We start from the raw sequence: 12833 nt of genomic DNA on the forward strand, positions 1-12833 counted from the left end.
CGTGCGCGTCGCCGCGATCGACATCGGCACGGTCACGACGCGTCTGCTCGTGGCGGACGTCGAGCGAGGTACGCTGACCGAGGTCGAGCGGGGACTCGCGTTCACGCACCTCGGAGAGGGGATGACCTCCAGCCGGCTTCTCGCGGACGCGGCCGTCGCCCGCGTGACGGCCGCGGTCGGGGTGTTCGCGAAGCGGGCGCGCGAACTCGGCGCCGTCTCCGTCACGGCGGCGGCCACCTCCGCCGCACGAGACTCGTCGAACGCCGGCGTTCTCGTCGCACGGGTCGCGCGGGAGGGCGTCGACCTGCGCGTCATCCCCGGGGACGAGGAGGCCCGTCTCTCGTTCGCGGGCGCCACGTACGATCTCGACGGAGAGGGCCTTCTCGTCATCGATCTCGGTGGAGGTTCGACCGAACTGGTCCTCGGACGCGCGTGGGCCCACGGGGACGCTCGCCACACCGAGGTGGTCGCGGCGCGCTCCTTCGACGTGGGCTCCCGTCGCGTGACCGATCTCTTCCTCTCTTCGGACCCGCCCTCGACCGAGGAGCTCCTTTGCGCGAGGGAGTGGGTAGCGGCCGAGATGCGCGGATACTTCGAGGCTCTCCCGCAACCGCCTCGCGTCGCGGTCTCCCTCGCCGGCACGGCCACGAGCCTCGTGGCCATCGACCGGGCCATGGGAACGTACGATCCCGCCGCCGTCCACGGCTGTGTCCTCTCCCGCGACGACGTGGCGCGGCTCGCGGCGCGGCTCGCCGCGCTCACACTCGCCCATCGCGAGCAGGTCGTCGGTTTGGAGCCCGAACGCGCGGGCGTTATAGTTGCTGGTGCGCTCGTCCTCGAGGTCGTCCTGGGCTTGGCGGGTCTCGGGGAGACCGTCGTCTCGGAGCACGACATCCTGTACGGTCTCGCGCTCGATGAGGCCGGCGGGCGCGGGTAGCGCGGGCCGATGGCGGAACCGGTAGACGCGGCGGTCTTAAAAACCGCTTCCTTCGGGAGTGGGGGTTCGATCCCCTCTCGGCCCACCAAGAGTTGCTGTCCGGCGCCTCACCCGTCCGCGTGAGGGGACCGATGCGAGACACAAGGGAGGTCGGGCCGGTGAGTGACGCCGTGGCGCGCTTGTACCAGGCGTTCGTGAGCCAGGACCCGGCAGGGGCCATCGCGGTCGTCGAGGAGGCGAAGGGCGCCGGCGCGCAGCGCGGGGCTCTCTTCGACGACCTCTACGCCCCCTCGCTCGCCATGCTCGGCGGCGCCTGGGCGTCCCGGGCGCTCGACGAGGTCGCCTTCGCGCAGGCCTCGGTCGTCGCGGAGCAGATCGGCCCCTTCGTCGTGCCGCCCGCGGCCGCTCCCGACACCGGGATCACCATCGTCGTCGGTTGCGCGGCCTCAGACCGTCACGACATCCGCAAGAACGTCATCGCCGCCGCGCTCAAGGAAGCCGGCCACCGCGTCGTCGACCTCGGCGCCGACGCGCGTCCGACCGAGTTCGTCGAGAAGGTGGCGCAGACGGGCGCGCGGATAGCGATCGTGTGCGCCGAGCTCACCGGGACCGTCGCGTCGGTGCGGCGGGTGCGCGAGCTGCTCGCCGCGGACGGCCGCGACGACGTCGTGGTCCTAGCGGCCGGAGGTCCGTTCGACGCGGATGGGAAGATCGCGCGCGAACTCGGCGCCAACGGTGTCGTGCTCGGAGCCGAGAGCGCGCTGCGTCTGGTGGCGCGCATCGCGAGCGACCTCTTCGCGCCACGGCCGGACGAGGACGCCTGAGTTGGCGCCGTCGCGGTCGTCCCAGACCCGTCTCGCCGAAGGACTCGCCCGCCAGGGTCAGATCGACCCTGCAGTCGACGCGTGCTTCCAGGGACTGCGTCTCGACGAGCGCGACGTGCTCGCGCACTGCCTTCTGGCGGAACTCATGCTCGCGGGGGACTTCTACGACGAGGCGATCGCGGAGGCGACACTCGCCATCGAGTTCGACCCCGACTGCGCGCCGGCGTACCTCGCTCTCGGTCTCGCCTACGATCGTCGTGGCGGCATGTGGGACCAGGCGGTGCTCGTCTGGCACGAGCTCGCGGAGGTCGTGCCTGACCTCGTGACCGCGCACGTGCAGCTCGGCGAGGCGTTCTGGGCGGCCGCCTTCGAGGAGGAAGCCGTCGAGGCATGGCGAGCCGCGCTCGCGCTCGACCCGAAGGAGCCGCGCGCGACGTACAACCTCGCGGTGGCCGCGCTCGAGCGCGAGGGGATGGCGACCGCGCTCCCGCAGTTCCGCAAGGCGGGGGAGCTCGATCCGAGCCAGGACGAGCTCTTCTTCGCGCTCGCGGGCGACGGCGACGGCGTCGCCCTGGCGCGCGGAGGCGACCTCTTCGGCGCGCTGGACAGCGCACGCGCCGTCCTCGACGAGCGTCCCGATGAGGCGTCCGCGCTCGCCCTCGCGTCTTACGCGTACCTGAAGCAGGAGGGGACGAACGAGGCGACGGCGCTCGCCCTGCGGGCGCTCGAGTGCGAGCCCGGAGTCCCTGGCGCGCTCTACTGCCTCGGAGTGGCCTACTCCCGCCGCCCGGGCCTCGACCGGCACGCCGCGCGCGTCTTCCGCGCTTTGACCAAGGCCGCTCCGCGCCACCCGATGCCGCACGTCCTGCTGGCGGAGTCGCTCCTCGGCCTGCAACGCTTCGACGTGGCGCGGTCGGCGTATCGCACCGCCGTCCGTCTCGATCCGGCGTGCGTCCGCGCGCGGTTCGGCCTCGCCGCCGTGCTCCTCACCGAGGGCCGCCACGCCGAGGCCTCGTGGGAGGTACGCCGCGCGGCGTACCACGACACCCGGCGTCAGGGCCTGTTCTGGAAGCTGTTCGACGCCTATGCGGAGGGGGTCGAGGACGCATGAGCGAGCCGAGGCCCGTCTTCCCGGTCGGTGTCGCGTACCACGCGATCGACGACGAGCGGCGCAGCTGGTCGGACTGGTACGACCGCGACGCCGACGCCGACTTCGCATCTCTCGCCGAACACCGCATCTCGCTCGCCCGGGTCTTCGTCTCCTGGCATTGTCTCGAGCCGCAGGTCGGCCAGTACGACGAGGACGCTGCGGAGCGGCTCGACCGTGTCGTCGCCGCGGCCGGCGCCCACGGCATCCGGCTTATCGTGACCTTCTTCGCGGACGACCGCGTCGCCGAGCTCATGGACGTGGCGTGGGGTAAGCGCCGCGACCCGCGCACCGACGACTACCTGATCGGACGGGAGTCGGCCCTCGTCCAGCGCATAGTGAACCGCTACCGTGCCGACGACACGATCTTCGCGTGGGACCTCGGCAACGAGGCGTTCCTCTCGGGATTCACGTCCGCCGAGGACCTCGACCGCTGGGCCGGCGCCATGCGCGACGCCGTCCGCGAGGTCGATCCCGACAGGCCGATCATGCTCTCGGCCGACCCGGAGACGCTCTTCCGCTCGTCGCGGGTCGACGCGACGCACGCGCTCGACCGGTTCGAACTCGGCGCGAGTCACGTAACGTCGGCGTACGTCGCCTTCGCGGCTGAGGGGCCGGTCACCTCGGGCCCGGCGACATATATCGACGGCTACCTGCTCAGGTGCGCGTCGCGAGGTCTTCCGGTGCTGATGGACGAGGTCGGCGCCGTCTCGCTCGACGCGAGCGTGGGGGAAGAGGCCGCCGCCGTCAGGACCTCGATGTGGTCGGGACTGATGAACGGGGCTGCCGGTGTGGTGCTGCGACGGTGGCGCGACATGGAGACCGAGCGCCGGGAGCCGTACTTCCGCGACCCGTTCGAGTTCCCGGTGGGTGTCGTCGACACGAACGGGTCGCCGAAGCCGGTGCTGGCAGAGGTGCGACGGTTCGCTCGCGTCGCCCTCGCGCTCGACCGGCGCCGCTACGAGCCGGCGGCCGAGGACGTGGCGGTGCTCCTCCCGGCGGAGCGCTACCATGCGCTCCCGTCGATGGCGGGCCTCTACGGTCCGCGCTCGTGTCTGCAGTCGTACATCCGCGCTAAGGAGGCGCACCTGCCCGTCACGCTCGTGCGCGAAGGCGAGGAGATCGGCCGTCTCGCCGCGCTCATCGTCCCCTCGGTAGCGGAGCTCGAGCCTGGGACCTGGGAGGCGCTTGCCGCATGGGTGCAGGACGGCGGCAGCCTCGTCATGAGCTATGGCGGCGGCGACCCGCCCGCCGAGGTCAGAGGTCTGTTCGGCATCGAGTTCCTCGGCGATCACGGCAGACGCGAGACGTTCGCGTGCCGCGTGGCCCAATCGGACCTTCTCCCCGGTCTCGTACCCTTCGACTGCGCGCTCCCGTTGCAGCACCACGCACTGCTCGGTCAGGCGGGTGCGACGGTCGTGGCGACCGACGCGACGGGCAGCCCGCTCGTCACACTGCAGCGTCACGGCCAGGGGAGAGCGGTCTTCGTCGCCGCGCCGATCGAGAGGGCGTTGGCGCAAGGTGACCCGTGGGCCGCGCCGGATGCGGCCGCATCGTTCGTTCGGACCGTCTACGCTTCCGTCGCCGACGCCTGTGGCGCCGCTGGCTCGGTGCGCTGCGACCGGCCCGGGGTGGAGGTCGCGCACTTCCTGGGAGAGGCCGACGACATCCTGCTGCTCCTCAACCACTCTCCCGAGAAGACGGTCGCGACGCTGTCCTTCGACCGGGCTGTCGCGTCGGTCGCCGACGTCCGCGGAGGAGCGGCCGCTCCGGTCGAGGGTGGCGCGTTCGGTGTCCCGCTCGGGGCGAACGGCGTCGCCGCGCTGCGCGTGAACTTCGCCTGAGGGGACTCGGGCCGGGGTCTTGATGCTATGCTGATGCGGTTCGGGACGCGGTAGGTCGAGGGAGGGTCTTTCGGCGTGGCGAAGGAATCGCATGCGGGCAACGCCCACGACTTCCTGCTCGAGTCCTGGCTCGAGCTTCGCGAGGCGATAGAGTCGCACCCCGAGGTGCGCCGGATGCTCTTCGACCCCGTCACCGGTCTGCCGACCACACCACTGTTGTTCCCCCGCATCGAGTCGCTGCTCGATGAGCGCGGCGAGGTGTCGCTGCTGTGCTTGAACATCGTCCGCTACTCGCGCATCGAGGAGATCTACGGCTGGAAGGTATTCGACCAGGTCATGCTGCAGGTGTCCGAGGCGCTCGAGGCGATCACCGGCTCGGACATGCGCGACTCCGACATCATCGCCGAGCTCATGATCTCGGGGAACTCGTTCGTCATCGTGCTTTCCCCGCCGCGCAACGCCGTGCGTATCGAGCGGGAGGACCTCGACATGCTCGCGAAGCGCGTGCGGTCGCGCGTGAGCGAGGTGCTCGAAGCGGCGATGGAACCGGCGCTCTTCCGCAAGTTCGGCTGCTACGTCGGCTCGGCGGTCATCGCGAGGGACCCGAACGTGCGGCTCGAGCGGCTGGTGCACGACGGGCTCGAGCAGGCGTTGCACGAGTCTGGGTCCCAGGAGGCCGTCGACGCGGCCGAGCGCACGATGCGGCTGCGCGAGGTGATCGATCGCGGGGATGTGCGCACGCTCGTCCATCCCATCTTCGATCTCGCGGGACTCACCGTGATCGGATACGAGGCCCTCTCGCGTGGACCCGAAGGCGGGGAGTTCGAGCGTCCCGACAAGCTGTTCAAGGCGGCCTACGACGCCGACCTCGTGATGCGCCTGGAGCGCCTCTGCCGCAAGCGCGCCATCGAATCGGCGGCGGCGATGCCCGACGACAGGCTGCTCTTCATCAACATCGAACCGGAGGCGGTAGCCGATCCGCAGCTGCGGGACATCATGTTCACCACGCTGCTGGCCGACGCCGCGTTGACACCCGAGCGCATCGTGCTCGAGATCACCGAACGCACCGCGATCGCCGATTTCAGCGCCTTCCGTGCGACGCTCGAGTACCTTCGCGCCCTCGGGTTCTCGGTCGCCGTCGACGACGCGGGAGCAGGCTACGGTTCGCTGCAGTGCCTCGCCGAGGTCGTCCCCGAGTGGCTGAAGGTCGACATCTCGCTCGTGCGCGACATCGACACCGACGACGTGCGCCGTCAGCTCGTCGAGAGTCTCGTCCTCTTCTCTTCGCGCATCGGCGTGAAGCTCATCGCCGAGGGCATCGAGACGCTGGGCGAGTTGCACACCCTGCGCAGCATCGGAGTCCGGTTCGGCCAGGGCTTCCTCTTCATGCAGCCTGTGAAGCCGTTCCCCGCGGATCCGGCCTTCGACTTCTCGTGACGCTTGCCGCGCGTCGCGCCGCCTACGACCGGAGGGAGGTCGCGTGGACCGCATCCGCCTGACGCAGATGTCCTCCAAGTCCGGTTGAGCCGCCAAATGGGGTCCGGGTGACCTCAAGGGCATCCTCGACATGATCTCGCCCGGCGAGTCGGAGCAGCTTCTCGTCGGCTTCGAGACCTCGGACGACGCGGCGGTCTACCACCTCGAGGGCTCGACCGACGCGGTCCTGCTCACGGTGGACTTCTTCACGCCGATGGTCGACGACGCCTACGACTTCGGGCGCGTGACGGCGGCGAACGCGCTATCCGACATCTACGCGATGGGCGGGACGCCGCTGGCCGCGATGAACCTGCTCGCGTTCCCCTGCAAGCTCGGCCCCGACGTGGTCGCCGAGGTGCTGCGCGGCGGGGCCGACGTCTGCGCGAAGGCGGGCGTGGTGATCGTGGGCGGCCACACGATCGACGACGACGAGCCGAAGTTCGGTCTCTCGGTGATGGGTAGAGTGGCCCCGGACGCGGTCGTGCGCAACACCGGCGCACGCGCCGGAGACGCGCTCGTGCTCACGAAGCCGATCGGCGTCGGCATACTCACGACTGCGCTCAAGCGCGGTCTCGAGACCGAGGAGTCGCTACGCGACGTCGTCGAGTCGATGGCGCACCTCAACGCCCGGGCAGCCGCCGCAATGGTCGAGGTCGGCGTGAATGCCGCCACCGACGTGACGGGGTTCGGGCTCCTCGGCCACGGCCGCGAGATGGCGCTCGGCAGCGGTCTCGCGCTCGAGGTGGAGATGGCCGCCGTGCCGGTGTGGCGCGAGGCGCTGGGGTACGCCGCGAAAGGCGTGCGGCCGGGACGCACCGACGACGTGCTCGCCTTCCTCGATCCCCACACCGATTGGGGCCCCGCCGACGAGGCCTGGCGCGGCTTGCTCGCCGACCCACAGACGAGCGGAGGGCTGCTGATCGCACTCGACCCGTCGAAGACCGGCGCGCTGCTCGCGGCCCTGAAGGCCCGCGGCGAGTCGGGGAGCGTCGTCGGGCGCATGACGGACGGCGAGGCGGGGCGGGTCTCCGTCCGCTGAGGGGCTGCACGCGGCCGGAGCCGGGCGGGGTAGGCATGGTAACCTAGCCGCCGGATCGCCGTTCACTCGTCTCATGTCCTCGATCGCACAGCGGGGATGGCCACGCTACCACGGAAGGGAGGCCATGGACTCGACCCTCTTCCTTCGTGCCGTGGCCGAAGACCGTCTCGACCTCGCGCCGATCTCGATCGATGTCCTGCAGCTCAACATCACGCGGCTCTGCAACCAGGCGTGCGTGCACTGTCACGTGGCCGCGTCCCCGACCCGCACGGAGACGATGTCGGATGAGGTCATCGAGCGGTGTCTCGAGATCGTGTCGTCGCATCCCGGGATCCGGACCGTGGACATCACCGGTGGCGCGCCCGAACTGCACGCTGGATTCGAGCGGCTGATCGAGGATATCCGCGCCCTCGATCGCCACGTCATAGTCCGGCACAACCTGACCGTCACTATGGATCGGCACCCGCGCACGGGCGGATCGATGCGCCACCTGCCCGAGCTGTTCGCGCGCAACCGGGTCGAGGTCACGGGTTCCTTACCATGCTATCTGCCGGAGAACACCGACGCACAGCGCGGTGCTCGCGCACACGAGCGCAGCATCGATAGCCTTCGACTGCTGAACGCGCAGGGATACGGGGTCCCGGGCTCCGGCCTCACACTCAACCTCGTCACCAACCCTGCCGGTCCGCAGCCGCCGGCGCCGCAACGCGCCCTTGAAGAGGAGTTCCGCCGCGAACTCGGGGCGCGCTACGGCGTCGTGTTCAACTCGCTGTTCGCGCTCGCCAACATGCCGATCGGGCGCTTCGCGGTGCAGATGGATGAGCTCGGCTCCACTGATGAGTACCGTGATCGCCTCGCGCAGGCGTGCAACCCGGCAGCGGCCGCGGGTGTCATGTGCCGTTCGATGCTGTCCGTCGCCCACGACGGGACTCTGTACGATTGCGATTTCAACCAGATGCTCGGTCTCGCGATCGGCGAGGAGAGACCTCGGACGGTGTTCGACTTCGACGAGCGTGCGCTCATGGTCCGGGTCATCAGGTTCGCCGATCACTGCCTGGGTTGCACCGCGGGGGCCGGCAGTAGCTGCTGGGGGGCTACCGCCGGCTGAGAAGGCACGGTGGACCGCGAGTCTCAGGTCGGCGATCAGTGGGACACGTCTCCCATGGACAATAAGTGGTTGTTATGACGAGAATATGCAGATACTATGATGCTGACGGATGGCAGCGGGACTCCCGCGCTGACGACTGAGGAGAGACTGTGAACGCGAAACGCTTTGGTCGGGTCCTTGCGCTTCTGCTGCTCGTGGGAGTGCTTGTGACCAGCACCGGCTGCACGAAGCAGAAAGCCGAGCAGGCGAAACCTGCCGCGACGGAACAGCCCGCCGCCGAGACTTCGGCGCGTGCCGACCTCCTGGTCTCGGTGGAGGACCTGGCTGCCGCGCCGGACCAGTACTTCATCATCGACGCACGCGATCCCAAGGCGTACGAAGCCGGGCACATCCCCGGCGCGGTCAGTGGTCCTTGGCAGACCTTCGCGACCGTCGCGCAGGGAAAGCCCGGCGACAAGGACTGGGGCGTTCTCGCCAAGCCTCAGGCCATCGCGGACGCTGCGGGCAAGCTCGGCGTGGATACCGACAAGACCATCGTCATCTACTCCGACCCCACCGGCTGGGGTGAGGACGGCCGCGTCGTCTGGACCCTGCGGAGCATCGGCATAGAGAACACCCGTATCCTCGACGGCGGCTTTCCGGGTTGGACCGCTGCGGGCAAGGAGAGCTCGACCGAGGTGCCGAAGCTCGCTGCGACGACGGTCGCCGTCGCCGGTGACAAGCTCGGCGATATCAACGTGACGACCGACGAGGTCAAGAAGGCCGTCGAAGACGGCAGCGCGATCATCGTCGATGCGCGTTCCGCGAAGGAGTACGGTGGCGCCACGGACTTCGGCGAGGCGCGGGGCGGTCACATCGAGGGCGCGGTCAACATCCCCTTCCCGACGCTGTTCAACGAGAACGGCACCCTCAAGAGCGACGACGATCTCAACGCGATGTTCACCGAAGCGGGACTCGGCACCGACAAGCCCATCATCGTCTACTGCACCAAGGGCATCAGGTCGGCGTTCATGACGGAGGTCCTGCGTATGCTGGGTTACGCTCAGGCTAAGAACTACGATGCCTCCTACTACTCCTGGGCCGGCGATTCGGCCCTGCCCATCGAGAAGTAGGAGCGCTCCGAGTGGAGTGAACTTGAAGGGACCGCTGCGTCCGCGGCGGTCCCTTTCCTGTCGACGGGAGTCCTGATGGTCGCGGGAGAGGAGAAGCGCAGCCGCTGGTGGTTAGGGCCGCTGTGCGCCGTCACGCCCTTGGTCGTGCTGGCGGCGGCGTATCTTCTCGTGCCCGGGGTGAACGTCCTAGTCCGGACTGCGGGCAGCGTCGTGAAGAGCGAGGAGACCTCGGCGATACGGATCTTCCTCGCCACGTGGGGACATCGCTCACCGATCGCGGGGTTCGCGCTCGTGGTGTGGCAGGCGCTGCTGTTCCCGCTTGGGGACGTCCCGGTCTTGCGGACGAACGGGCTGATGTGGGGGCCTGTGTCCGGTGCACTCATCAACTGGTCGGGTCTGGTCGCGGGCGCCTCGCTCGCGTTCGCGGTGAGTCGCGGGCTGGTGGGGATGGCGCTGTCGCGTCGCTATCCGCTCAGGCGCGAGCCTCTCGGGATCGCGCGATGGGTGCTGCTCGGCTTCAGGCTCGTGCCGTTCGTCCCGCAAGACCTGGTGTCGCTGCTCGCGGGCGGGACTCGAACGCGCTTCCGTGAGTTCCTGTTGCCGACGGCCGCCGCTGCGCTTCTTCCGGCGACGGTCCACGCTGTGTGGCCGGATGGGGGTGCCCCGATCGAGATCCACGTCTGGGCTGCCACGGTCGCAGGCGTCGTGCTGCTGGTGGCGCTGGCGTGGCGCTACCGCTCGCACATCCCGACGGGGGAGCTGTCGGTCGAGCGGAAGCGCAACATGGTGGCGGGGTCGGTCGTGGTGGTCGCAGCTTGCCTCACGTACCGGTTCGTGCCGTCCGTGAAGGCGGGCGTGGACGAGGCGGTGCGGCACATGGCGGCGGGCGATATCTCGGCGGTGCGTGACTACCTGCTCACGTTCGGTGTCTGGGCGCCGATCGTGTCTGCTCTGCTGATGGTGCTCCAATCCGTGCTCGCCCCTCTTCCCGCGTTCGTGATCACCTTCGCGAACGGTATGCTTTTCGGCTGGGCATGGGGTGCGCTGTTGTCGTGGTCGAGCGCGATGGCGGGGGCAGCGCTATGCTTCTACCTGGCCAGAGTGTTGGGAAGGCCTGCCGTCGAGCGGCTTGTGGGGGGCAGTACGGCGCTCAAGGTCTCGGACAGCTTCTTCGAGCGCTTCGGGGAGCGGGCCGTGCTCATCGCCCGCCTGCTCCCGTTCGTCTCGTTCGACATCATCTCCTACGGTGCCGGCCTCACATCGATGAGGTTCTGGCCCTTCTTCGTGGCGACGGGGGTCGGGCAACTGCCGGCGACGCTCGTGTATTCGTACCTCGGACAGAACATGAGCAGTTCGGTGCGTATCCTGTTCTTCACCTTCGTGATCACCATCGCGCTGTTCGTGACTATCGCGGCCGCGCGTCCGGTGTTCATGCGCTGGATGGAGCGCGACCGGGAAGCGGGGGAGGAGGAGGAGGCCGGTGCCGACGGGGTGGCCTGAGGCTTCCGGAGGACTCGGAGAGGTGGTCGCCGAACCCGTGCTCGTCGCGAGCGAGAGGGGGCCGACAGGCGCGTTTCGGATCGTTCTTCGCGTCGGGGTGAGTGCGCTCGCGCTCGGTGTCGTCTTCACACGTGTGCCCGTGAGAGAGGTGGCCGGGTCCATCACCACTCTGGACCCCTTCTGGCTGACGATGGCGTTCGTCTTCGTCTATGCGGCGATCCTTCTCTCGGCCTACAAGTGGAAGCTGCTTCTTGAGGCGCGTGGCTACTCGCTGGGCTTGGGTCGGCTCACCAGGCACTACTTCGTGGGGTTGTTCTTCAACGATTTCTTGCCGACGTCTGTCGGAGGAGATGTGGTCCGCGCGTGGGATGCCGGACGCGACCTCGAAGATGCTCCCGAGGGAGCGGCCTCCGTGATCGCCGAACGCCTCGTGGCCTCTTTCGCCCTGGGCGTCACCGCCGCGCTGGGGCTGCTCGCCGCCGACGCCGGGCCGCGAGCGGCCATCGCGGTCGTTGTCGTGCTCGTCGCCTCGGCGGCCTTCGTCGCGCTGTTCCTGTGGCCCGCGCGGTCCGCAGCGATGGTACGCGGCGCGATGGGCGGCCGCTTCGATCCGGCGGCCGACTCGGTCGGGCGGTGCGTGCACGCGGTCAACGACACGCTTCGCTCGCGCGGCCGGGTGGCGGCTGTCTTCGCGTTGTCGATCGCGTTCCAGGTGCTCGTGGCGCTCGTGAACTGGTGCATCTTCCGCGCGCTGGGCGCGCCTGTCACCCTGGGCGCGTGCGTCGTGTTCACCTCGATCATCTCGGCGGTGACGATGGTTCCCATCTCGATCTCCGGCCACGGAGTCCGCGAGGCGGGCTACGCGTACTTCTTCGGACTCGTGGGGGTCGCCTCGGCGGTCGCCGTCAGTGCTTCGTTGCTGTTCTTCGCCGTCGTCGCTATCGCCACCCTGCCCGGTGCGGCCTTCTTCGCGATAGGGAGGCGCTCGTGATGTACATCCGGCATGCGCGGGCGGCGGACAGCGCTCGCGAGCACTACGCCGCTGGCTGCAACTGCGCTCAAGCCGTCATCGGCGCGCTGGCCGAGGTACCCGGCCTGCCCTCGCTATCTCCGTCGCTGGGTGCTGGCTACACGACGGGCATCGGTGGGAGCGGCTGTGTGTGCGGGGCCCTAGCCGGCGGCGTGGCCGTTCTCGGCGAGTACGCGTCGAACCGCGGCCTCGAACCCGTCGCCGCACGGCAGCTCGCCGAGGAGCTCTCGGCGACCCTGCACGCGCGGTTCGCCGAATGCTTCGGCGCAGCGTGCTGCCGCATCATCAAGCGCGGCCAGACCGAGGGTTCCGACGAGTGGCTCGCCCATTGCACGTTGCTGATCGAGGAGACCGCACGTATGGTGGCCGACGTCGCCGCCGATCATTCGAGGGCCGTCGCGCCCGGTCGCTGGAGCGCCAGGGACGTCCTCTCGGTCGCGCGGCGCGCGGCGCTCGGCGGCTTGGCGGGCGGCGGGATCGCGCTGCTGGCAGCGCTCTTCGCGCCTGTGGCCCATCTGGCGAGCGCTTTCTCGGCGGTCGTGATCGTTCTTGCGCTCGCGGCGATCATCCTTGAGCTTGGCGGTCCGGGACTCCGCCGGATGGGGCGGGTCCTGCGCACCTCCGGGGTCACGGCGGCCGCGCTCCTCGCGGTCGCGGCGCTGCTTGTACCGACGCGAGCGGCCGCGGTGCTCGGACCCCTGTTCGCGACCGGGCCCGCGACCCTCGTCGCCGCACGGGCGGCCCTTGCTGTCTGCGCTCTGGTCGTTGCAGCCTCCGCCGCGTTCGCGATGAAGCGGCATCGGTAGTGTCTCGAAA

The 12833-nt window shown here is 69.4% G+C and carries 11 protein-coding genes and 1 tRNA gene; all 12 read left to right on the plus strand.

Annotated features, from left to right (window positions below; all coding sequences use genetic code 11):
• Nucleotide 1 precedes the first annotated feature (1 nt).
• The 12 genes from WC971_03915 (at nucleotide 2) to WC971_03970 (ending at nucleotide 12823) form a co-directional block, all read left to right on the plus strand.
• On the plus strand, nucleotides 2–937 hold the full coding sequence (locus WC971_03915) for a Ppx/GppA family phosphatase (protein ID MFA5843959.1): 936 nt from the start codon (nucleotides 2–4) through the stop codon (nucleotides 935–937).
• A gap of 3 nt (nucleotides 938–940) precedes the next feature.
• A tRNA-Leu gene (locus tag WC971_03920) sits at nucleotides 941–1025 on the plus strand.
• 70 nt (nucleotides 1026–1095) lie between these two features.
• On the plus strand, nucleotides 1096–1761 hold the full coding sequence (locus tag WC971_03925; protein ID MFA5843960.1) for a cobalamin-dependent protein: 666 nt from the start codon (nucleotides 1096–1098) through the stop codon (nucleotides 1759–1761).
• A 1-nt stretch (nucleotide 1762) separates the two neighbouring features.
• Entirely contained in the window at nucleotides 1763–2872 is a 1110-nt protein-coding gene (locus tag WC971_03930) for a tetratricopeptide repeat protein (protein MFA5843961.1), read from the plus strand.
• Nucleotides 2869–4752 (plus strand): cellulase family glycosylhydrolase, encoded by a 1884-nt coding sequence (locus WC971_03935; GenBank protein MFA5843962.1) that lies wholly within the window; start codon nucleotides 2869–2871, stop codon nucleotides 4750–4752. Before WC971_03930 ends, WC971_03935 begins: the two co-directional genes overlap by 4 nt.
• Nucleotides 4753–4827: 75 nt before the next feature.
• The gene (locus WC971_03940; GenBank protein ID MFA5843963.1) at nucleotides 4828–6189 is read left to right on the plus strand and encodes a bifunctional diguanylate cyclase/phosphodiesterase; all 1362 of its coding nucleotides are present in this window, start codon (nucleotides 4828–4830) and stop codon (nucleotides 6187–6189) included.
• Between the two features lie 67 nt (nucleotides 6190–6256).
• Entirely contained in the window at nucleotides 6257–7267 is a 1011-nt protein-coding gene (selD, locus tag WC971_03945) for a selenide, water dikinase SelD (protein ID MFA5843964.1), read from the plus strand.
• 124 nt (nucleotides 7268–7391) lie between these two features.
• Nucleotides 7392–8375: an arsenosugar biosynthesis radical SAM (seleno)protein ArsS gene (arsS, locus tag WC971_03950; protein ID MFA5843965.1), complete on the plus strand. Its 984-nt coding sequence runs from the start codon at nucleotides 7392–7394 to the stop codon at nucleotides 8373–8375.
• A gap of 149 nt (nucleotides 8376–8524) precedes the next feature.
• Nucleotides 8525–9487, plus strand: a complete 963-nt coding sequence (locus tag WC971_03955; protein MFA5843966.1) for a sulfurtransferase — start codon at nucleotides 8525–8527, stop codon at nucleotides 9485–9487.
• A 75-nt stretch (nucleotides 9488–9562) separates the two neighbouring features.
• On the plus strand, nucleotides 9563–10987 hold the full coding sequence (locus WC971_03960; GenBank protein ID MFA5843967.1) for a VTT domain-containing protein: 1425 nt from the start codon (nucleotides 9563–9565) through the stop codon (nucleotides 10985–10987).
• A 22-nt stretch (nucleotides 10988–11009) separates the two neighbouring features.
• Nucleotides 11010–11978, plus strand: a complete 969-nt coding sequence (locus WC971_03965; GenBank protein MFA5843968.1) for a lysylphosphatidylglycerol synthase transmembrane domain-containing protein — start codon at nucleotides 11010–11012, stop codon at nucleotides 11976–11978.
• The gene (locus WC971_03970; protein ID MFA5843969.1) at nucleotides 11978–12823 is read left to right on the plus strand and encodes a C-GCAxxG-C-C family (seleno)protein; all 846 of its coding nucleotides are present in this window, start codon (nucleotides 11978–11980) and stop codon (nucleotides 12821–12823) included. The genes WC971_03965 and WC971_03970 overlap by 1 nt, the downstream gene beginning before the upstream one ends.
• Nucleotides 12824–12833: the final 10 nt, after the last annotated feature.

This window comes from Coriobacteriia bacterium, assembly GCA_041658765.1.
Classification (GTDB): Bacteria; Actinomycetota; Coriobacteriia; order Anaerosomatales; family JBAZZO01; genus JBAZZO01.